Source organism: Sellimonas caecigallum, assembly GCF_019754295.1.
Taxonomy (GTDB): Bacteria; Bacillota; Clostridia; order Lachnospirales; family Lachnospiraceae; genus Sellimonas; species Sellimonas caecigallum.
The window spans coordinates 96,028-117,600 of the sequence record NZ_VIRV01000002.1 but is presented as its reverse complement, the minus strand read 5'-3'; the positions used below and the strand labels follow the sequence as shown (position 1 = coordinate 117,600).

18 protein-coding genes are annotated in these 21,573 nt (G+C 45.7%); 13 read left to right on the top strand and 5 right to left on the bottom strand.

The genetic code is table 11. From position 1 onward, the window contains the following. Positions 1-40: 40 nt before the first annotated feature. The 3 genes from galE (at position 41) to FLB61_RS03020 (ending at position 1,685) form a co-directional block, all read left to right on the top strand. Positions 41-1,060, top strand: a complete 1,020-nt coding sequence (gene galE, locus FLB61_RS03030) for a UDP-glucose 4-epimerase GalE (RefSeq protein ID WP_221919368.1) — start codon at positions 41-43, stop codon at positions 1,058-1,060. A 171-nt stretch (positions 1,061-1,231) separates the two neighbouring features. After that, the gene (locus FLB61_RS03025) at positions 1,232-1,495 is read left to right on the top strand and encodes a type II toxin-antitoxin system Phd/YefM family antitoxin (RefSeq protein ID WP_087199954.1); all 264 of its coding nucleotides are present in this window, start codon (positions 1,232-1,234) and stop codon (positions 1,493-1,495) included. Continuing rightward, positions 1,488-1,685: a hypothetical protein gene (locus tag FLB61_RS03020; RefSeq protein ID WP_087199952.1), complete on the top strand. Its 198-nt coding sequence runs from the start codon at positions 1,488-1,490 to the stop codon at positions 1,683-1,685. The genes FLB61_RS03025 and FLB61_RS03020 overlap by 8 nt, the downstream gene beginning before the upstream one ends. A gap of 49 nt (positions 1,686-1,734) precedes the next feature. Here FLB61_RS03020 and FLB61_RS03015 read toward each other — a convergent pair whose 3' ends face one another. Next, entirely contained in the window at positions 1,735-2,667 is a 933-nt protein-coding gene (locus FLB61_RS03015) for an AraC family transcriptional regulator (RefSeq protein ID WP_087199950.1), read from the bottom strand. Between the two features lie 153 nt (positions 2,668-2,820). Here FLB61_RS03015 and FLB61_RS03010 point away from each other — a divergent pair, with 153 nt between their 5' ends. The 6 genes from FLB61_RS03010 to FLB61_RS02985 all read left to right on the top strand — a co-directional run bounded on the left by FLB61_RS03010 (position 2,821) and on the right by FLB61_RS02985 (position 13,787). After that, entirely contained in the window at positions 2,821-4,707 is a 1,887-nt protein-coding gene (locus tag FLB61_RS03010; RefSeq protein WP_221919367.1) for a DUF5696 domain-containing protein, read from the top strand. A gap of 318 nt (positions 4,708-5,025) precedes the next feature. Then, the gene (locus FLB61_RS03005; protein ID WP_087210022.1) at positions 5,026-6,333 is read left to right on the top strand and encodes a Gfo/Idh/MocA family protein; all 1,308 of its coding nucleotides are present in this window, start codon (positions 5,026-5,028) and stop codon (positions 6,331-6,333) included. 82 nt (positions 6,334-6,415) lie between these two features. After that, positions 6,416-7,702: an ABC transporter substrate-binding protein gene (locus tag FLB61_RS03000; RefSeq protein WP_221919366.1), complete on the top strand. Its 1,287-nt coding sequence runs from the start codon at positions 6,416-6,418 to the stop codon at positions 7,700-7,702. Positions 7,703-7,715: 13 nt separating this feature from the next. Beyond that, positions 7,716-8,639 (top strand): carbohydrate ABC transporter permease, encoded by a 924-nt coding sequence (locus FLB61_RS02995; protein WP_221919365.1) that lies wholly within the window; start codon positions 7,716-7,718, stop codon positions 8,637-8,639. 18 nt (positions 8,640-8,657) lie between these two features. Beyond that, a complete protein-coding gene (locus tag FLB61_RS02990) occupies positions 8,658-9,485 on the top strand; it encodes a carbohydrate ABC transporter permease (protein WP_221919364.1) in 828 nt (275 codons plus the stop codon). A gap of 228 nt (positions 9,486-9,713) precedes the next feature. Further along, on the top strand, positions 9,714-13,787 hold the full coding sequence (locus FLB61_RS02985; RefSeq protein ID WP_221919363.1) for a TIM-barrel domain-containing protein: 4,074 nt from the start codon (positions 9,714-9,716) through the stop codon (positions 13,785-13,787). Positions 13,788-13,865: 78 nt separating this feature from the next. Here the strand turns inward: FLB61_RS02985 and FLB61_RS02980 are convergent, their stop codons facing one another. Further along, complete coding sequence (locus FLB61_RS02980; RefSeq protein WP_221919362.1) at positions 13,866-14,765, bottom strand: AraC family transcriptional regulator; 900 nt, start codon at positions 14,763-14,765, stop codon at positions 13,866-13,868. 188 nt (positions 14,766-14,953) lie between these two features. Between FLB61_RS02980 and FLB61_RS02975 the strand changes: the two genes are divergently transcribed. From FLB61_RS02975 to FLB61_RS02960, 4 genes are all read left to right on the top strand, one after another. Then, positions 14,954-15,745, top strand: coding sequence for an ABC transporter permease (locus FLB61_RS02975; protein ID WP_221919361.1), 792 nt, complete (start codon positions 14,954-14,956; stop codon positions 15,743-15,745). A gap of 4 nt (positions 15,746-15,749) precedes the next feature. Beyond that, a complete protein-coding gene (locus tag FLB61_RS02970) occupies positions 15,750-16,541 on the top strand; it encodes an ABC transporter permease (protein ID WP_221919360.1) in 792 nt (263 codons plus the stop codon). 13 nt (positions 16,542-16,554) lie between these two features. Beyond that, complete coding sequence (locus FLB61_RS02965; protein ID WP_221919359.1) at positions 16,555-17,559, top strand: ABC transporter ATP-binding protein; 1,005 nt, start codon at positions 16,555-16,557, stop codon at positions 17,557-17,559. A 170-nt stretch (positions 17,560-17,729) separates the two neighbouring features. Further along, a complete protein-coding gene (locus FLB61_RS02960; protein WP_087209998.1) occupies positions 17,730-18,407 on the top strand; it encodes a helix-turn-helix domain-containing protein in 678 nt (225 codons plus the stop codon). 66 nt (positions 18,408-18,473) lie between these two features. On the opposite strand, the gene feoB is transcribed toward FLB61_RS02960, so the two are convergent. The 3 genes from feoB to FLB61_RS02945 all read right to left on the bottom strand — a co-directional run bounded on the left by feoB (position 18,474) and on the right by FLB61_RS02945 (position 21,526). Further along, positions 18,474-20,549 (bottom strand): ferrous iron transport protein B, encoded by a 2,076-nt coding sequence (feoB, locus tag FLB61_RS02955; RefSeq protein ID WP_221919358.1) that lies wholly within the window; start codon positions 20,547-20,549, stop codon positions 18,474-18,476. Next, on the bottom strand, positions 20,549-20,791 hold the full coding sequence (locus FLB61_RS02950; RefSeq protein WP_204244128.1) for a FeoA family protein: 243 nt from the start codon (positions 20,789-20,791) through the stop codon (positions 20,549-20,551). Before FLB61_RS02950 ends, feoB begins: the two co-directional genes overlap by 1 nt. A 78-nt stretch (positions 20,792-20,869) precedes the next feature. Then, positions 20,870-21,526, bottom strand: coding sequence for a YesL family protein (locus FLB61_RS02945; RefSeq protein ID WP_221919357.1), 657 nt, complete (start codon positions 21,524-21,526; stop codon positions 20,870-20,872). Between the last annotated feature and the right edge of the window lie 47 nt (positions 21,527-21,573).

Here is a 21,573-nt window from a genome sequence, read left to right as displayed (position 1 = left end):
ACGGGAAACAAGAGCGATTGTGCCAGGAGGAGGAAATGACATGTCTATTTTAGTAACAGGGGGAGCCGGATTTATCGGAAGCCATACTTGTGTGGAACTTTTGAATGCAGGATACGACGTTGTAGTTGTAGACAACTTATATAATTCATCCAAAGAGTCCCTCAGAAGAGTGGAAGAGATTACAGGAAAAAGCGTAAAATTTTATGAAGTGGATATCCGCGACAAAGAAGCAATGAACGCGGTATTCGAACAGGAGAAAGACGTAGAGTCTGTGATCCATTTCGCAGGACTCAAAGCGGTAGGCGAATCCGTTGTGAAACCGATCGAATACTATGACAACAATATTGCAGGAACGCTTGTGCTTTGCGATGTGATGAGAAATCACGGCGTGAAGAACATTATCTTCAGTTCCTCCGCAACAGTTTACGGGGACCCGGCATTTATTCCGATCACAGAAGAATGTCCGAAGGGAACATGTACAAATCCTTACGGATGGACAAAGTGGATGCTGGAACAGATCCTGACAGACCTTCACACGGCGGATCCGGAATGGAACGTAGTACTTCTGCGTTACTTTAATCCGATCGGGGCGCATAAGAGCGGAAAGATCGGCGAAGATCCAAAAGGCATTCCGAACAACCTGATCCCATATATCACACAGGTTGCTATCGGCAAGTTAAAATGTCTTGGCGTATTTGGAAACGATTACGACACACATGACGGTACAGGAGTGCGCGATTACATTCATGTAGTAGACTTGGCTGTCGGACATGTACGCGCAGTAGAAAAGCTGAAAGAAAAAGCAGGTGTATCCGTATACAATCTCGGAACAGGAAATGGATATTCTGTTCTTGATATGGTAAAAGCATTCAGCAAAGCGTGTGGGAAAGAGATTCCGTACGAGATCAAACCTCGCCGTGCGGGGGATATCGCGACATGCTACTGCGATGCTACAAAGGCAAAAAATGAACTTCACTGGGTGGCAGAGCGCGGACTGGAAGAAATGTGCGAAGACTCCTGGAGATGGCAGAGCCAAAATCCGAACGGATACGAAGAATAAGTACAGACATATTTTTAAGGAGGCTGTCGGAAATTCCGAGAGCCTCCTTTTAGCTATTTACAAGGCCCTTTTCAAGAGTTGAGGAAAACTATTTTTTAGAATATGTGTATGGGACGTTTACGATATATACATAATTATGCTATAATTATGGCGTGAAAGGGGTGAAATATAATGCCGATTATACTTCCTATAAAAGATTTACGCAATACAAACGAGATTTCCAGCATGGCGCACGAGAAGCAGGAGCCAATTTTTATTACAAAAAACGGATATAGCGACTTGGTTGTAATGAGCAGCGAATTATATGATAAATTTGCAAAGATCAACCGTATTGATCAGGCTATTTGTGAGTCAGAGCAGGAATTGTTAAATGGAGCGGAAGCAGTTGACGCAGAGGTAGTTTTTAAAGAACTGGAGAAAAAGTATTTTGGATAAATACAAAGTAAAAATCAACCCAAGAGCTATACGTGAATTAGATGGTATTTATCAATATATTGCAAACGAAAAACTGGCACCAGAAAATGCAAAAGGTCAGGTTGATAATTATATTGTCATATTCCGAATGGATGAAATCAACAAAGTGGTTTACGTCGTAACGATACAATACCAGGGACGAAATTTGTAAAGCAGGAATTGAAAAACAGAAGAGGTAAATAAAATGCGGGGAGGGGTTTTTAAATACCCCCCCCCGTATCTTTTGGACGCAAAGACTGGCTGATTCCCTTGACAGAGGAAGAATACTCAAGCGGGGACATGCCGGTAATCCGTTTGAACTGGCGGGAAAAATACTGAAGGGAACTGTAGGAGAGAAAATATGCGATCTCCGTGAAATTCATTGTTCCGTCCCGAATGATATCTTTCGCTCGCTGTATCTTCATATTATTAAAATACTCCATTACACCGCAGCCTTTTTCCTTGTGAAACAAGGACTGGAGCGCTGAACGACTTAAGGAGTGTGCCTCGCATATATCGGACAGAGTAAGATGTTCGCAAATATGATATTCCAGATACTGGATGATCTTTGTGGTACGTTCGCTTTTGCTGAGAGCCCGTTCCGGGGAAATCTTCGGAGGAGATTTCGGTGCAATATCGTCCTTTCCTTTATGATTTCTGGCGACTGTGATCAGAAATAACTCAAGATAAAGAAGGATAAGCTGTTCGGAACCGAAACTAATTTTATCTTTCAGTTTGACCTGCTCGATGGAAGGCAGGTTGAGCGGTGTCGCAAGGGTTTCTCGCGCGATGCTCAGAAGGTGGGAGACAAGTGTCCGCTCTTCCATATTTAAAGTACAACGCTTTTTCTGGAAGAAATTCATGGACGGAGAGTGGGAGATAAAAGACATGACAACCAGATTCGGAGAAGCATTTCCCACTGAACGGATCGAATGAAATTCATTAGGAGCATGGAAGATAATATCTCCGGTGTTCAAAAGCAGGTGCTCCTCGCCGGACTGGACTATGACGCTTCCCTTATCTACGTAGAGAAATTCCCAGAAATCATGGGATTCTCCCTGGAAGACAAAGTCTTTCATATATTCAAAATAGTGAATTGTGATGATGGAATTGATTACTATATCTTTTTTTAGATAAGTTTTTATATATGTCATGTAAGGGCCTCCTTTGGAAATATTTTAGCAGAAGTCGGATGATATGACAAGAAATATAGACGAAAGAACAAGCGTGTTTATACAAAAGCATATATAATAAAGATTACAATAGAAGCAGATTGGACAAAATAGACAAAAAGAGAGGAAACTGGAATGAACGATTTAACAAAAAACGGTACAACACTTCATTTTGACGAAAACACTTTGTCTTTTGCAGTGGAGAAAGATCAGGAAATGTGGAAATGGTCCAAAGATTACGAACCGAAAATCGTCTGTGAAGATGGAGAAGTATTTTTTCGGGATGCCAAAAAGGTTTCCCATGAAAAGTACGAATGTGGAACAGGGGCAGGAATCCGCAGCCGATACGAAGGGTTTGTAAAAGACGGATCCCAGATTCCGTATGCCTTTGAGACAAACGTATGGGTGGAAGAAGCGACAGGACATGTCTACTTCGAATGGATCCCGGTGTGTGAGGAAGGACTGTGTGTACAGAAAGTACTCTGGCCGGGCGAGATGGAGTTTGAGGAGGCAAAAGACAGTTGGTATACGCTTCTGAATCAGGAACAGGGAATGTTGATCCCGAATACGTGGAAAGAGGAGTTAAAGCCGGTCATTTTCGATGGGTTCTTCGGGACAGCAGGAGGATATATGCCGTGGTTTGGCCAGGTAAGAGACAGGGCAGGATATATCGCTGTCTGTGTGACACCGTGGAATGCAGGATACCAGGCATGCCATCCGGCGGAAGGACCGTACACACATGTCAGCGTCCGTTTTGAGCCGAGTCTTGGAAAAATGGATTACCGCAGAGTGATGAGATACACATTCCTTTCAGACTGTGATTACAACGATCTCTGCAAAGTGTACAGAAAATACGTGAATGAGCAGGGAAGACTCCGCACGCTGGAAGAAAAGGCAGCCCGCAATGGATCCGTCAATGACCTTATCGGATGCGCATTCGTACATAAAGGAATTAAGACGCAGGTGCAGCCAAATTCCGATTTCTACGATCCGGAAAATCCGGAGAAGAATAACCATCTCACGACATTCGCACAGCGGGAAAAAGAAATCCGGCACCTGCATGATCTGGGGGTAAAGAAGCTGTATCTCCATCTGGATGGATGGGCGCAGCCGGGATATGACAACCAGCATCCGGACTATCTTCCGGCATGCAAAGAGGCAGGCGGATGGGAAGGAATGAAATCCCTGGCAGATGCGATGCACGAGTGCGGCTACATGTTCGGTATTCACGACCAGTACCGCGATTATTATCTGGCGGCTCCAAGTTTTGATGAGGAGTATGCGTGCCGCCTTACAGACGGAACGATCCCACAGCATCAGAGATGGGCTGGCGGACCGCAGTCTTATCTGTGCGCTACTCAGGCTCCGTACTATGTAAAACGCAATTTTCAGGAGCTCAAAAAGAACGGCATCGATCTTGACGGGGCATATCTGGATGTATTTACATGTAATGAAGGGGATGAGTGTGACAATCCGCACCACCGCATGACGAGAAGAGAGTGTTATGAATATCGCTGTGCATGTTTTGAATATCTTCTGTCACAGGGAATCCTCCCAAGCTCAGAGGAAGTCAGCGACTGGGCAGTGCCAAGCCTTGTCTTCTGTCACTATGCGCCGTATGATTTCATGCTGCGCAAGCCAGGAGAACCAAAGCAGGGTATCCCGGTACCGCTTTACAACCTTGTATATCATGACTGTGTCATCGAACCTTGGATGATGGATAAGGTAAGTGAGGAAGAAGACTATATGCTCTACGCCCTCTTGAACGGCGGTGCACCGTATTTGATCCGGGATGCGGCATACCCGAATTTTGACGGCGCTTTTGATGATGGAATCGAACTGAAGCTGGAAGAAGATATCAGACGTTCCAAAGTGGTATCGGATCTCCATGAAAAAGTGGCCAAATGTGAAATGGTACGCCATGAGATGGTAGGCGGAAATCCAATGGTTCAGCGGACGACTTTCTCAGACGGAACACAAGTAACCGTTGACTTTGAAAAACAAACATATGAAATCCAGTAAAATGGTTGTCAGTGTGAGTTGTACAGATAAATAGTTGGAATAGATAAAAACAGGAAGAAAAAAAGGGGTTCTATGCATTAAAATGTATGGAGCCCCACTTTATTGTGCTAATGCGACAAAACAAGGGGGAATATAGTTGTCAAAATGTACATTGAAAACAAAAGAAAAGAAATTTGATTATGCAAAGAGAACAAAAGAAGGACAATATGACAAGAGAAGAGGACAAAAGGAAAAGCATTTATGCATAAAAAAATATATAATTAGTTACATCGATAGTAGAAATTTACAAATCCAATAAAAAAGAAAGCAGGTGGCAGCATGAGCAATAAGATTACAGTTGCACTGGCTGGACTTGGAAGCAGAGGAAAGGACGTTTACGCAAAAGCTGCAAAACTGTATCCAGATAAAATGCAGATTGTGGCGATCGCGGATATCGACCCGGTAAAAGTCAAGATGGTGGCAGAGGAGTATGGCATACCGGAGGAACGCTGCTATTCCAGCGCAGAAGAAATGCTCAAAGAAGACAGACTGGCCGATGTGATGTTTATTACCACACAGGACCGTCAGCATGTGGGACATGCGATTCCAGCACTTAAGAAAGGATATCATCTTCTGTTGGAAAAACCGATTTCCCCGGATCTCGATGAGTGCAGGGAAATTGTAAAAGTCGCAAAAGAATGCGACAGAAAAGTTGTTGTATGTCACGTACTTCGATACACACCAATCTACCGCAAGGTAAAAGAGATATTAGATTCCGGAAAGATCGGAGACGTCGTTTCCATCATGGCTGTGGAAAATGTTGGATGGTTTCATATGGCTCACAGCTTTGTTCGCGGGAACTGGGCTAATTCCGATGAGACAAGCCCGATGATTCTTCAGAAGTGCTGTCATGACATGGATCTTTATCTGTGGCTTGCCAATAAGAAATGCAAGTCAGTATCTTCCTACGGAAGCACATATCTCTTTAAAGAAGAGAATGCACCGGAAGGATGCGCTAAGAGATGCCTGGACGGATGCAAGGCAAAAGATACTTGCCCGTTTGATGCAGAAGCCATTTACATGGACAACAAAATTGTCGGATACAACAATGGACGCAGGATCTGGCCGCTGGATGTACTTGCACCGGTGCCGACAGAAGAAAGCATCATGGATGCGATCCGCACGGGACGTTATGGCAGATGCGTCTACCACTGCAATAACAATGTGGTAGATCATCAGGTAGTCAATCTGAACATGACAGATGGATCGACCATGAGTTTTACGATGTGCGGACTTTCAGCAGACATCGCAAGGTATGCAAGATTTTATGGAACAAAAGGCGAACTGATCGTCAATATGAATGGGGACGACATCAAGAAAAATGTGATTGAAGTCAATATGTTTGACAAAAACATTACCCACGAGGAGATCGATGTAGCAAGTCTGTCCGATGATTTTTCCGGACATGGCGGCGGAGACAATGTGATGGTAGAGGAATTCATTGATATTCTTCTTGGAAACAGAGAAGAGAGCGCATCCATTACCTCACTGGAAAAATCTGTGGAAAGTCACTACTGTGCTTTGGCAGCGGAGAAATCAAGGCTGCACGACGGTGCGGTAGTAGAAATCGACAGCATGCGCAGTTGATAAAAAGGATATGTAAACGGGCAGACCCGTTTCATATATATGCGAGAACTGAGAAACCCAAAAAGAAAAGGAGAGATGTATTATGAGAAAGAATCTGAAAAGACTCACAGCAGTAGGGTTAACAGCAGTCTTAGGCGCAGGCCTTCTGGCAGGATGCGGCGGAAAAGACGGAGAAAGCAAGGATGGAAAAGTAGAGCTTGTCATGAGCGTATGGGACTCTGACCAGCAGCCGGTTATGGAAAAAATGGCTGAAGCTTACAACAAAGAGCATCCAAATGTAACTGTTAAGACTCAGCTGACAACATGGTCCGAATACTGGACAAAACTGGAAGCAAGCGCAACAGGCGGAAGCGCTCCGGACATCATCACAATGAACGTTCTTCACGTAGAAGAATACGCAGATGCTGGTATCCTCATGGATCTGACAGAAGCAGAAGCAGAATCTGATCTGAAGATCAACGAAAACTTCCCGGCTCCGCTGGTAGACGGATACACAGTAGACGGAAAACTGTACGGAATCCCGAAAGACTTCGATACAAACGCAGTATTCTACAACAAAGAAATCTTTGACAAAGCAGGCGTGGCATATCCGCAGGACGGATGGACATTCGAAGATTTCCGCAAGACATGTGAAGATCTGCAGGCAGCAGGCTTAGGCGAAGGTGTATACCCGACAGCAATCAACAGAAACTCCGGACAGACAACATATATCTCTTCTGTCTTTGCTAACGGCGGATATCTCCTGAGCGAAGGAAATGAAAAATCCGGATGGGGCGAACAGGCAACAATCGATGCTGTACAGCCGTGGCTTGACCTTGTATTAGACGGACTTTCACCGACACTGCAGCAGATGGCAGACACAGATCCAGACGCTATGTTCCAGGGCGGACAGCTTGCAATGTACTTCTCCGGTAACTACATGATCACTTCCTACAATAATACATTGGAAGGAAAATATGGTATTGCAAAGAGACCTACATTCAACGGAAAAGACACAGACATCATCAACGGTCTGGCATTCTCTGTATCCGCTAACACAAAACACCCAGAAGAAGCAAAAGATTTCGCACTGTGGTTAGGAAGCGAAGAAGCTCAGAAGATCCAGGGAGAATCTGGTGTATGTATCTCTGCAAGAAACGACTGCCAGCAGTACTTTGTTGATGCACACGATGAAGTAGACTGCCAGGTATTCCTTGACAACGTAGCAAACGCAGAACTGCTGCCGCACTGCAAAGTGACATCCGAACTTAGCCAGGTAGAAAAGAAATACCTTGAACCAGCTTGGAAAGGCGAGATCAGCCTTGAAGAAGCATGCAAGAACATTGCAAAAGAACAGGATCCAATCCTTGAAAAAATGAATTCTAAATAATTAAGGTGATACTATGAGTAAAGCAAATACAAAAGCAGTGAAGAAAAAAGCTACAAGACGCCAGAAAAAAGACTGGGTTGCAGGCTATCTTTTCATTGCACCGGTTACAATCGGGTTGTTCATATTTTATGTGTTCCCGTTTCTTCAGAACTTCTGGTTCAGTTTTAACGATGTAAACAAATTTAATATGGCAACATTCAATGGGATTGAGAACTACAAACAGTTGTTTCATGAACCGGATCTTCTGTTGGCATTGAAGAATACATTCCTGTATGCGATTATCACAGTGCCGATAGGACTCATTATTTCGCTGGTATTGGCCTCATTCATGAATTCCAAAATAAAAGGGAAAGGACTTTACAGAACGATCTACTTCCTGCCGTCAGTCACAATGGCGGCAGCGGTAGCCCTCGTGTGGAAACTGATCTTCAACGGAGATTACGGTATTTTAAACGAAATCCTTGGCGTTTTTGGAATCGAGGGACAAAGCTGGCTGACAAACCCGGACACAGCGCTCTTCTGCGTCATGCTGGTTGGTATATGGAGCGGTGCCGGATATAATATGATCATCCTTCTTGCTGGTATGCAGGGAGTGTCAAAATCCTATTATGAGGCAGCAGAGATCGACGGCGCCGGACCGGTGCAGAGGTTCTTCAAAATTACGATCCCGCTTGTATCTCCTACGATCTTTTTCGTAACAATCACAGGACTGATCGGTGCTTTCCAGGTATTCGATACACTCTACATGATGATCGATATGGATAAGAACCCGGCATTCAACGCAGTGAAGACTGTGAACGTATTATTCTACCAGAACGCATTCGTTTATGGATATAAGGGATATGCGGCAGCCATTTCTATCTTCATGTTTGTGATCATCATGATCATTACAGTGTTCCAGCTTTGGGGACAGAAGAAATGGGTAAATTACGATTAAAAGAGAGGATGAGATATCGTGAAAACATCAAGGGCTAGAGGCCATTTAATAATACATATTATTTTGATTGCTGGTATTGCGATCACAGTATTCCCATTCCTCTGGATGATTTTTACGTCGTTTAAGACATTGCCGGAATCTATGAAGATACCGCCGACAATTCTTCCAGAAAGTTTAAATACGGAATCCTACAAATATGTATTTGACGTATTACCGTTTGCAAAAATTTATCTTAACACAGTGGTTATCACAGTGTTGACTGTTTTATTCCAGGTGGCATTTTGTACAATGGCTGCATATGGATTTGCAAGAATTGAATTTCCATTTAAAAATGCGCTTTTCCTGATCTTGCTGGCGATTCTGATGGTTCCTGGGCAGATCTTCTTGATCCCTCAGTACCTGATCATCCAGAATCTGGGATTGACAAATACCATTCCTGGTCTGTTCCTTCCGCACTTGTTCAGTGCGTTCGGTACGTTCCTTCTGAGGCAGTTCTTTATGTCCTTGCCGAAAGAACTGGAAGAGGCGGCTCTTCTGGATGGATGCAACAGATTCCAGATTTTTGGAAAGATCATGCTTCCGCTTGTAAAGCCAGGTATTGTAGCATTGGTAATCTTTACAGCAAGATTTGCATGGAACGACTTTATGTGGCCGTTAATTGTAAATACAGACCCACAGAAGATGACACTTGCACCATCTCTGTCTCTTCTGAAAGGACAGTATGCGACAAACTATCCGGTACAGATGGCAGGTGCGGTGCTGGCGGTTATTCCGATGATCATCGTATTTATCATCTTCCAGAAACAGTTTATCGAAGGTGTTGCACAGTCTGGTATCAAGGGCTAAAACAAACAACGTTTTAAGACAGGATATCCCTGATGCGAAAAGCAGAAGGGGTATCCTTTTTATTCTGAAAAAACTTATACAACTTATACATAAGTACAATTATTTTGTCATATTGAACAGAAAACAGAGATGCTTATAGCGCTTTTACATCAATTTTGATAAGATAATGTGTGAGTTGAGAAAAGAAAAATACAGCATCTGTATGGATACGAAAAAAGGAGGAACTCAATGATGAATGAGATGGAGCAGTCTTTTCAGGGACGTCTGTGTAAAGTGGAGTCCATGAGCAAAGACGTTTCAGAAGGACATATTGTCCATATTTTGTTTCAGGATGGAATAAAGGGAAGAGTGATTTTTCTGGAAGAAGGGATTTTCCGTTATGATGTAAGCCCGGACGGACAGTTCGAAAGCTACGCAAAGCCAAGAGAGGAAGAACACACGGCAAAGATCCAGCAGTATCCGGATGAATCAGACGCATACGCAAAGCCGGAAGTAAAAATCATGGAGGACGAAAGTACTTATCAGATCGTTTGCGGCGATACTGCAGTCATTTTTGACAAGTCCGAAGCCAAAATGAAAGTCCGGATCGGAGAAAAGACGGTTATGGAAGAAGCGGAAGCGCTGACTTTTACCGGAGAAGAGACGATCCAGACCATAATCCGTAAGGAAGAGGAAAATTTCTACGGAGGAGGAACGCAGAACGGACGTTTTGTACATACAGGAAAGACGATCCAGATCGTGAACGAAAGTGCCTGGATGGACGGAGGAGTAGCATCTCCAAACCCATTCTACTATACAACCGGAGGATATGGCGTTCTGCGCAACACGTTCTCAGATGGATCCTATGATTTCGGAGAGACAGAACATGCGGCTGTTCGGGCGGCGCATAAAGAAAACAGACTGAGCGCATATTATTTTGTATCTGGACAGAACGACGGAAGAACGGTTACTCAGGAGCTTCTGAGACACTATTATCATGTGACCGGAAATCCGATGCTTCTTCCGGAGTACGGATTTTACGAAGGACATTTAAACTGTTACAACAGAGATTCCTGGTCAGATGAATCCGGTGCCAAAGCATGGAATGTCAAAGGGACAGACAGCCATCAGAGCGAAGGGAAAACAAGGTATGAAAGCGGCATGGCTACGGGATATCGCCTGAGCGAAGGACAGCACTCCGAATCTTTAAACGGAGAGCAGCCGACAGTGGCCACAGAACATTATCCTGCAAATGTAGATACACCGTATGAATATTCCGCAAGAGCAGTACTGGATGAATATATCCGCTACGATATGCCGCTTGGATACTTCCTTCCGAATGACGGATACGGCGGAGGGTACGGCCAGAATGGATATTATGTGCAAGGTGGAGTAAACGAGGACGGAAGCAGTTCTGAAGAGAGAATTGCAGCTGTCGATGCCAACGTGGAAAATCTCGCAAAATTTACTGAATATGCGAACAGCAAAGGGGTGGCGTCCGGACTTTGGACGGAGAGCAATCTTTCCCCGGATTCAGATCCGCAGACATACTGGCATCTGCTCCGTGACTTCCGAAAAGAAGTTACCAAAGGTGGAGCTACTACATTGAAAACAGACGTAGCCTGGGTAGGACCGGGATACTCTTTCCAGTTAAACGGTGTGAAGACAGCGTATGATGTCATTACGACGTCACAGCAGTTCCGCCCGAATATCATCTCCCTGGACGGATGGGCTGGATCCCAGCGCTTCAACAGTGTGTGGAGCGGAGATCAGACTGGCGGAAACTGGGAGTACATCCGTTTCCATATCCCGACTTATATCGGAAGTTCCTTAAGCGGAAATCCAAATATCGGAAGTGACATGGACGGTATTTTCGGAGGGAAGGCATTGATCGCAGCCCGTGATTATCAGTGGAAATCCTTTACTCCTCAGATGCTCAACATGGACGGATGGGGAAGTTATATGAAAGCACCGTTTACATTTGGCGATCCGTACACAGGGATCAACCGGATGTATATGAAGAAAAAGTCTGAGCTGATGCCATATATTTATACGTGCGCGGCGTCCGCGGCAAATCTGGATACCGGAAATGATGATACCGGACTTCCGATGGTAAGAGCCATGTTCCTGGAATATCCGAATGATGATTACGCATACAGCAGATCCATGCAGTACCAGTTCATGCTGGGAAGCAGCATTCTGGTGGCTCCGGTATACCAAAATATTGCGGCAGATGAGATGGGAAATGACGTGAGAAACCACATTTATCTCCCGGACAAAGATCAGATCTGGATCGATTATCTGACAGGAGAGAAGTATGAAGGCGGACAGGTAATCAATAATTTTGCAGTACCGCTTTGGAAACTTCCGGTATTTGTGAAAAATGGTGCAATCCTCCCGATGTATGAGGAAAACAATACACCGGATGAAATCTGCAAGGAAAACAGAATTGTCGAATTCTGGCCAGCAAGATCCAGCAGATATACCGTATATGAAGATGACGGAAAATATATCACAAACGAAACAAAAGAAGACGAGGCGTACGGAACGATCGACCATGTTTCCTACGGAAGCCACGTCTCCACCACATACACGGCAAACGTGGAAGGGACAACGGCAACTTTGACAGCAGAACCTTCAGTCGGAGAGTACGAAGGGTACGAAGCAGTGAGAAATACGACGTTTATCGTGAACCTGTCCCAAAAACCAGAATATGTGGAAGCCAGAAGCGGATCTGAAAATCTGCATATGACAGAGGCGGCCAGCAAGGAAGCATTTGATGCAGCCAAACCGGAAGCTCATGAGGCGGTATTCTTCTACGATCCATCTCCGAAGCTTGAAACATATGCCTCCGCCGAAGAAAAAGAATTCGAGCATATCATGGCGGATGTTCGGACAGCACCGAAACTTTATGTGAAGATGGCACCTGTTGATACACAAAAAGAGGAACAGACAGTTGTGGTCGGCGGATATGTCAATGAGATCGTGAGGAAGGCAGACAAAGAAAATGCAAATCTTCCGGTTCCGGTACTTTCTATTCCGGAAGACAAAAAGACAGCTTCCAGCATCTGGCTGGAATGGACAAAGGCAGAGGGCGCGACATCTTACGAAATGCTCGTGGACGGACAGCTCTATGCAATGGGAGATCATGCATCCTATCTGCACGATGAACTGGAATACAACTCTGCCCACACATACTGTGTGCGCGCAAGAAATACGGAAGGATATTCCAGATGGAGTGAGGAAGTCACGACAAGCTCTCTTTCCGATCCGTGGAGAAATGAAATCGGGGCGTCCGGAACAATTACATGGACAGGAAGCGATGAGGCCGGTCCGCTTAAATATGCGACAGATCACAGTTTCCGCGGCTTGTTCTTCTCTGCAGATGATGTTGTAGGCGGCAAGATTCCGTTTATCTATGATTTTGGAGCTGCATACGAACTGGATAAATTTGAATACTATCCGAGAGACAGCTATGGAAGTGGTACGGTACAGCGCATGAATGTCTACTCCAGTCTCGACGGAAGAAACTGGAAGCTCGAATGGAACGGGGCAGAACAAGAAGAATGGACATACAACACAGATCTTGAAGTGGAGGAAAACGCAAAGACAGTACCGCTTAACGGAGTGCTGGCACGGTATGTGAAACTCGAGATCGTACAGTCTATCCGCAACTTCTTTGCATCCCATGAACTTCCAGTCTACAAAAAAGACGGCACAAAACCGTTTGCAGTGGGAAGTACGAACAAAAATGCAGAGGTCTCAGAAGGCGACTATACAAACATGAAGAACTATCTGGGAACTTCCGTAAAAGATGGATCCAACTTTGTGGATCAGATCCAGAAACGCGGCGGCGATATAAATAACAATGGTATCTATGATGTATATGATTACGCATACACCATGTTTAAACTGGACGGCGGCACAAAACAGTCCGGAACTGCCGAAGGACAAATCCGTCTTGTACCAGATAAAGAAGCGGTCAAAGCGGGAGAAACATTTGCCATCGCAGTGCAGGCAGAGGAGGTTTCAAACCTGAATGCCTACGGAAAAGTGCTTCACTATGATCCGGCGAAACTGGAATTTGTTTCTGTGGATCAGGAGAAAGCAGCAGAACAGATGGAAAATCTTACTGTGAATAAAGCCTACTCAGACGGAACAGCATATGTAAACCTGGCGTTTGCAAACCGTGGAGACAAACCGCTCTATAATGGCAGCGGCCAGCTTTCAGTCATCACAATGAAAGCTCTGACTGATCTGAATCCAAAAGAGGAAATGGAATTAGAAAATGTCCTTCTGTTAGGACCAGATATCATCAAATAAAGGGCAATAGAAAATCCCCGCAGGAATCCTGGAAAAATATGGAATCCTGCGGGGATATTTTATAGAAAGCGGCGGTTATCAGAAAGCACTTCTGTTTGGAAAGTTTTTCCGGTATTCGGATGGAGAGACACCGGTCATGGACTTAAAAAGCCGGGAAAAGGAAAATGGATTCTCAAGTCCCACTGCGTTGGCGATGACCTGAAGCGGGTATTCGGTATCTGCCAGGAAGGCTTTTGCTTTTTCCACACGGATTTCTGTGAGATAGCGCTTTGGTGTCAGGCCAAATTTCTTTTTAAAAACAGCGGTAACATAGTGAGGATTTAGTCCGAGGAAGTCGGAGATATCCTGGATTTTAATGTGTTCGCTGTAGTGCTTTTCTATGTATGCTTTGATCTGGTTTGCGTAGCTGGCAGTCGAGACATTGTCGAAATCTGAATTTTTCTCCAAGATCAGGTCCGCGAAAAATTCTTTTAAAAGTCCGGCAATCCTGAGGTGCTGGTGCAGCGTCTTTGCCTCTGAAAACCATGAGATCGGAAAGGTTTCCGGAAGAAATTGAAAATCCGGTTGGATCCGATGATCCGTGCAGGAAAGCAGGCGCATGATCTTTTTCTCATACACGGTTACATCCTGGATGTCAGTCACAAAAGAATCGCCGAAGATATGGGATGTATAGTAGGAGGCCATCGTTCCATGATATCCGATCCAGCAATACTTCCATGGATGCTGTGTGTCTGCCTGATAGGAAGCGGATGCTCCGGCCGGGATATAGAAGGCCTGTCCCGCTTTTACCTTCAGCCGCTTGGAATCGATCCGAAGGATGCCGCAGCCGGAGAGCACGAAATGGATCAGATGATAACGCCGCACTCTGGGCCCGTACAGGTTCCCGCTGACGCACTGGTCGATACCGCTGGAGTGGAAGGCAAGATCCTGTGCTTCTTTTTCGATGTCTTTTAATGTAATATCGCTGTTTTGAAACATGTCTGTTCACCTCTGTATCACAATATGATAATTATACTATTTTGCTATGAAAAGTGGAAGGTTTTTTCAAGAAATGCGTGAAAATATGAGAAATTGCAATGGTTATTGACTAAAACCGCTATGGCGTTTCCGGAAGCTGGAATGATATAATTTTATAGAAAGCAAACAAAGCAAAAGAGGGTTTGAACATGAAGAAATTTTACTATCTGATGCGGATGGCTTTTATGACAAAATTTGCTTATATCAAAGCCTTCTGGTTCAATATATTCGGAACTGCGGTTTCGATCTTGATCTACTACTTTCTGTGGAAATATGTCTTCCGGACAAGAGAAGAACTAAACGGTTTTACGGCGGCTCAGATGACTACATACGTCATCATTTCCCGTGTTCTTTCTTCCCAGTTTTCAGGTGGGATCGACCGGGAATTTTCCGAATGGGTGTACAAAGGAAATATTGTGGTAGAACTCCTGCGGCCTGTACCGCTTTTATATAATCTTTTTGGGAAAAGGATTGGAGAATTTTTATTCTTTCTCCTTTTCAAAGGTATACCGATCAGTATTCTCGCAACTTTGATCCTTGGAGGTACAGGGCCGGCGGGAGCAGGACAGTTGCTGCTTTTCGGGATGAGTGTGCTTGTCTCCATTGTGATACTGTTCTGGATAGAAGTGACGGTGGGACTGATCGGCTTTTTTACATTGAATGTATGGGGACTTACCTTTACGAAGAGCGCCCTCCTTTCTATTTTGTCCGGAGGGGTGGTGCCGCTATTCCTTTTTCCGGACGAGGTTGCCCAGGTGCTGAACTACATGCCGTTTGCAGGAATGGTTTCCGTGCCGGCTTCTATTTATCTTGGAAAATATGATTGGAACCAGGCCGTGCAGTTTATCGGGCTGCAGATCATATGGGCGATCTTGCTCGGACTGGGCGTTCTGGCATTCTACCGGTTTGCGATCAAAAAAGTTGTTGTGCAGGGAGGCTGATGAGATGAGATTGAGATATTATGGCAGACTTTGGAAGGCCTATATGAGAATCGGGCTGCTGACAACAACCCAGTATCCTGCGGATACGGTCATATGGATCATTTCCATGCTTCTTAGGGAGGCTGCCGGATTTGTAGGGATTCTGGCAATTGCAAGCGTCATGGGAAGTCTTGGAGCCTGGAGTTTCTATGAGATTTGCCTGCTCTTTTCCATGTGCGCAGTCATTGAAGCCATCAGTATGGCATTTTTTGACAATGTGTGGAGTATCGATTCTATGATCCGGAGAGGGGAGATGGATGTCTATCTTGTCCGTCCGGCATCCCCGTTCGTGCAGATGGTGGGGAACCGCATGCATTTTCAGGCGGTTTTAAGCATGCTCGTCTACATTGGGATTTTTCTTTGGTCGGCACGGGGTGCACATGTCCCGCTCAATCTCCACACCGCCTTTGTTCTTGTGGAGTATGTGATATGCGGGACATTGATCAATTCAGGTATCTACACGCTTTTTAACAGCCTGAATTTCTGGATCGTCCAGGGGAGCGACCTGGCAGAATTTGTCCAGACATGCAGAGAGTTTGTGAAGTATCCGCTGCATGTATTTCCGGCTTTCATCCAGGGATTTTTCACGTACATTCTTCCGCTGGGATTTATCGCCTATTACCCGGTGCTGTGTCTCCTCGGGAAGACGGACATGCCGGTGGAGATCCTGCTTCCAGCCGTTGCGGCATTCGTGGCGGGAGCAGCGAGCATTGTATGGAGACTTGGGTTAAAAGGCTACAACAGCACAGGAACATAAGGAGTGAACAGACATGATGCAGATCGAAGTAAACCATCTGGTAAAAGAGTATAAACGAAAAAGAGACCCGGGTACCCTCCTGAAGGCGCTCGGAAGTATGTTCCGGCCGGATTATGAGATCTTCCGGGCGGTAGACGATATCAATCTGGGGATTGAGAAAGGGGAGGCCGTAGGGTATGTAGGCCCAAACGGAAGCGGAAAATCCACTACCATCAAGATGCTTTCCGGCGTCCTTACACCGACTGCAGGAACGATCAAGATCGATGGCCTTGAGCCTCGAAAAAACAGGATGAAGATCAATAAAAGGACGGGAGTCGTCTTTGGAAACCGATCCGTGTTATGGTGGGATGTGCCGGTCATGGAGTCATACCGTGTCCTTCAGAAACTATATGAGATCCCGGAAAAAACATTTCGGGACAATCTGGAAGAATTCATAGATCTCCTTGATATGGAGCGTATTATCCAGGTGCCGGAGAGACAGCTTTCCCTTGGACAAAAAATGAAGTGCAACATTGCAGCGGCATTTCTCCACAATCCGGAGATCGTCTATCTGGATGAGCCGACGATTGGGCTGGACAGTGAATCGAAACTGAAGATCCGACGTTTTATCCAGAAGATGAACGAGGACAGACACACGACCTTTATCGTGACGTCCCACGATTTTCAGGATATCGAATCTCTGTGCCAGAGAATCATCCTGATCAATCACGGAAAGATCGTTATCGATGACAAGATCGGGGCAGTCAGAAAGAATTTCACGAAGAAAAAGCAGATTACATTTGATCTTGCAGACAATCCGTGGAGCAAAGGGAAGGAGTTTGCCATCCCGGACGTCCGAGTGCTCGATGTAGGGGAAACAAATCTTGTGCTGGAATACGACGTGGAAAAGACGGACAGCATGGAGATCATGAACTATGTATCCGCATCCAGCGATATTCAGGACGTCTCTATCAACGGGCAGGACATTGAATCGATTATCCGCGAAATTGTAAAGAAAGATAATCAAGGCGAGGTCTAAAACGGTGTATTTTGGCCATTGCAACTGCCGGTTGACAAAGTTCCGTCCCCGGTTGCTGGAAAATTTATAGATATTACGATATGATAACGTCAGTGTTTGGGAGTCGACATCCTTGCAGCACTGGCGTTTTTCGCTGGAAATAAAACAGAAAGGCAGGAAAGTGCGAACGAATGGAATTATCAGAAAAGATTCAGTCATTAAGAAAAAAGAAGGGCATGTCCCAGGAAGCCCTGGCCGAAAAGCTGAATGTCAGCAGACAGGCAGTGTCAAAATGGGAGCTTGGAGTATCTGTGCCGGATGTGGATAAGATTGTCCTGATGAGCGATCTGTTTGGTGTGACGACGGATTATCTGCTGAAGCGGCAAGAAGAAATACCGGAGAAAGAAGAAAATGTCATCTATGTAAAGGAAGTAAGGAACTGGGTGTATGAACGCAAGAGCAGTCGGACACTGTTTGGGCTGCCTCTGTATCATATCCATTTTGAAGGGAGAAGTGATGTAGGAGGGGTACGGATCGGATTCAGGGGAAAGGCGGAAGGGATCATCGCGATCGGCGCCAGAGCAAAAGGGGTGTTGGCCATCGGCTTTTTGGCCAAAGGCATTCTGGCGTTTGGGAATCTGGCGGTAGGGCTCTATGCAATAGGGAATGTGGCAGTTGGAAATAAGATTGCCCTGGGGAACTATGCTGTGGGGCATATCGCTATAGGAAACAGTGTGAATGGGGTAAAAGAAATGATACTGCAGGATGCGAATTTTTCTGACATGGATGTGGAAACAGTTCGCAGACTGATCCAGCAGGAATTTCCAAAGACATGGAAATGGATCCTGAAACTGTTTACCATGTGGTAAACGTTCAGGATCTGGAGGGATTCCTGTGTGACAGAAAGCATTTTTCCGCGTGGCGTAACAGAAGGGTCAGAACATGCCGGAGAAGAAACGGGCAGCTGTGGCAAAGACAAAGCAGGAAACCATTCCCATCGCCGCCGGAAGAAGGATAGACAGGAACATCCATTTTGTGCTCTTCGTCTCTTTTCGAATCGTAAGACAGGTCGTAGTACAGGGCCAGTGCATCAAGGAAAAGAGAATCACACAGACCGCTGTAATCCACGTCCAGCCGTTCTCCACAAGGAGGGATTTCATGACTTGAAGATCGGCAAGTTCTGTCAACGTTCCCTGTGACAGATAAGTCATCAGCATGATGGGGAGGACGATCTCGTTTGCAGGCATACCAAGAATGAAGGACATTAAAATTACGCCGTCCAGACCAAGCATCCGCGCAAAGGGATCCAGGAAATCTGTACAATAGGTAAGAATGGGAACATCGCCCACAGTCACATTGGCCATGATCCAGATGAGGAGTCCGGCAGGGGCGGCAGTGATGACCGCACGTCCAAGGACAAAGACGGTCCTGTCAAGCACAGATCGAACGATGACTTTTCCAAACTGAGGCCTTCGAAAAGGAGGCAGCTCTAAGGTAAAGGAAGAAGGCATCCCTTTGAGGAGTGTTCCAGACAAGAAACGGGAGGCCAAAAGCGTCATGACAATCCCGAGGACAATCACAAGGGACAGGAAAAAAGCGGGCAAAAAAGAAGCGGCAAATCCCTCAGTGTTTCCGGCGAGAAACATCGTGATGACGGCCAGGATCATTGGAAAACGACCGTTGCATGGTACAAGACTGTTCGTTAGGACAGCGATCATCCGTTCCCGGGGGGAATCAATGATCCGACATCCGGTTACGCCCACTGCGTTGCATCCCAGTCCCATACACATCGTAAGAGCCTGTTTCCCGCAGGCATGGCATTTCTGAAAGCAGCGATCCAGATTAAAGGCTACTCTAGGAAGATATCCGAAGTCTTCCAGAAGAGTAAAGAGCGGAAAGAAGATAGCCATAGGAGGAAGCATCACGGAGATTACCCAGGCAAGGACACGGTATATACCGAAAATCAGAGGAGCGTACACAGTTTCCGGTATGCCGAGAGAACGCGCCGTGTCATAAAGCCAGTCCTCGACGGAGAACAGGACGTCAGACAAAAGTGAAGAAGGGAGGTTTGCCCCATTCACGGTAATCCAGAATAGTAAGAAAAGAAACAAAAGCATAATAGGAAAACCGGTGGCTTTACTTGTAAACAGAAAGTCAAGCTTCCGGTCTTTTTTTGCATATTGAGGATCTTCGAAACGAACACATTCTCTGCAGAGTGTCTCTGCCCGCTTGATAAATGTTTCGGCGATACAGTCCCGGATCTTCTCCGCGTTCCATCCTTGAGGAGAAAGGGACACTGAAAGAGCGGAAAGCTTCCGGCGGATCTGTGGGATTTCCGGAAGAGGAGTCCCTTTTTCATCTTTCGGGGCATCCGGGAAATATCCGTCAGATTCCAGAAGGCGGACCGCACACCAGCGGGCGATGGAAGGATCCGGAAGAAAATCCGCCGCTGTCTTTTCCATTTCCTGGATGGCAGACTCAAGGATGTCCGGATAGCGGGTAATCTGTCTAAAGTAAGGTTGGCGCTCCAGATCCGAAAGAGCATGAAAAATATCGGCAAGCCCTTTCCCGTCCCTGGCGGAAGTGCCGACTACGGGGATGCCAAGACGCTCTGAAAGTAACGAAAGATGGATGCGTATTTTCTTTTTTTCTGCCTCATCCTGAAGATTCACACAGAGTACGACCCGGTCTGTTATTTCCAGAATCTGAAGGACAAGATTCAGATTTCGCTCCAAACAAGTGGCATCGCATACCGCTACCACGGCATCAGGGTGGGAAAAGCAGATAAAATCACGGGCCACCTCTTCTTCCTCAGAGTGGGCCAAGAGCGAGTAGCAGCCTGGCAGATCCACAAGACGATAGAGACATCCGTCCCACATGCAAGTTCCGCTTGCAGTAGCGACCGTTTTTCCAGGCCAGTTGCCGGTGTGCTGCTTCATTCCGGTTAATGCATTGAAGACAGTACTTTTCCCTACATTCGGGTTGCCGGCCAGCGCGATCGTCCGCTCCATTACGCCACCTCCCGGACAAAGATTTGGGCCGCATCTTTTTTACGGAGAGCAATGACTGTTCTCCGGACAAGGTAAGCCTGCGGATCCCCAAGAGGACTTTTTCCGATACAATGGATGGGTGTACCGGCGATGATTCCCAGATCCTGAAGGCGCCTCCTAAGAAAAGCCTTCTTTGCAAAGCCAGTCACGACACCGCTTTCGCCCGGCTTCAGGTCAGATAAACATATATACATATCTCGCATCAACATTCCTCCGATGCGCAGTCTGTTTATAACAGCATATGCGGGAACGAAAAAAGTGTGCGTCTTGGCGCACACTTTTTATTCCAATATATTGTTCTCCTCATCAGATTCTTCCGGTTCGTATTTTTTAAAAATTTTACTGAATATAATAGAGAAAAAGTAGGCGGTCACAGAAAAACCGCAAATCATACTGACACCCATGACTCCACCAAAAAGGGATGTGGAACGGGATGCCAGGAAAATAACAACTCCGCAGTAGACAAACAAGACCGCTGTGTACGGCAGGTGCCCAATGCTCATCAAAAAGGAATTCCGGATCAGCTGCTTTGTCGTACAGACAAAGTGGGAAGCGATCGGAAATACGTAAAAAAAGGCTGCAGCAAGAACCAGGATGACCATTAAAAGCAGGATCCGGACAGTCTGGAACATGCCGGAATTCTGGGAAGCTGCAATGGTATAGTCGAACCTCAAAAAGAAGAAAAGGGCGGAAAAAAGAAGCCACATCAGAGTACCCTGTTTGAAATTTGCCGCAAACGCCTTGAAATATCCTTTTATGACATAAGAATCTGTCCCACGGACCATTTTTAGTGTGACGGAATAAAGTGCACTCAAAGAGGCGCCGATGGTAATAATCGGGATACAGCTTAAGATAAACACCACGTTCAGGACAATCAGGTCAAACATCCTGGAAAGAAACTGCATGAATGGATTGTCAATATTAAATAAGCGACTCATAAAAACCTCCTGATATCAAAAGGCAGATCGTACTGCCCCTGCGAACA

Excerpts from the sequence above, each read along its gene's own strand:
- galE (WP_221919368.1), top strand. The coding sequence starts at position 41 with ATGTCTATTTTAGTAACAGGGGGAGCCGGATTTATCGGAAGCCATACT.
- FLB61_RS03025 (WP_087199954.1), top strand. The coding sequence starts at position 1,232 with ATGCCGATTATACTTCCTATAAAAGATTTACGCAATACAAACGAGATT.
- FLB61_RS03015 (WP_087199950.1), bottom strand. The coding sequence starts at position 2,667 with ATGACATATATAAAAACTTATCTAAAAAAAGATATAGTAATCAATTCC.
- FLB61_RS03010 (WP_221919367.1), top strand. The coding sequence starts at position 2,821 with ATGAACGATTTAACAAAAAACGGTACAACACTTCATTTTGACGAAAAC.
- FLB61_RS03005 (WP_087210022.1), top strand. The coding sequence starts at position 5,026 with ATGAGCAATAAGATTACAGTTGCACTGGCTGGACTTGGAAGCAGAGGA.
- FLB61_RS03000 (WP_221919366.1), top strand. The coding sequence starts at position 6,416 with ATGAGAAAGAATCTGAAAAGACTCACAGCAGTAGGGTTAACAGCAGTC.
- FLB61_RS02995 (WP_221919365.1), top strand. The coding sequence starts at position 7,716 with ATGAGTAAAGCAAATACAAAAGCAGTGAAGAAAAAAGCTACAAGACGC.
- FLB61_RS02985 (WP_221919363.1), top strand. The coding sequence starts at position 9,714 with ATGATGAATGAGATGGAGCAGTCTTTTCAGGGACGTCTGTGTAAAGTG.
- FLB61_RS02980 (WP_221919362.1), bottom strand. The coding sequence starts at position 14,765 with ATGTTTCAAAACAGCGATATTACATTAAAAGACATCGAAAAAGAAGCA.
- FLB61_RS02975 (WP_221919361.1), top strand. The coding sequence starts at position 14,954 with ATGAAGAAATTTTACTATCTGATGCGGATGGCTTTTATGACAAAATTT.
- FLB61_RS02970 (WP_221919360.1), top strand. The coding sequence starts at position 15,750 with ATGAGATTGAGATATTATGGCAGACTTTGGAAGGCCTATATGAGAATC.
- FLB61_RS02965 (WP_221919359.1), top strand. The coding sequence starts at position 16,555 with ATGATGCAGATCGAAGTAAACCATCTGGTAAAAGAGTATAAACGAAAA.
- FLB61_RS02960 (WP_087209998.1), top strand. The coding sequence starts at position 17,730 with ATGGAATTATCAGAAAAGATTCAGTCATTAAGAAAAAAGAAGGGCATG.
- feoB (WP_221919358.1), bottom strand. The coding sequence starts at position 20,549 with ATGGAGCGGACGATCGCGCTGGCCGGCAACCCGAATGTAGGGAAAAGT.
- FLB61_RS02950 (WP_204244128.1), bottom strand. The coding sequence starts at position 20,791 with ATGCGAGATATGTATATATGTTTATCTGACCTGAAGCCGGGCGAAAGC.
- FLB61_RS02945 (WP_221919357.1), bottom strand. The coding sequence starts at position 21,526 with ATGAGTCGCTTATTTAATATTGACAATCCATTCATGCAGTTTCTTTCC.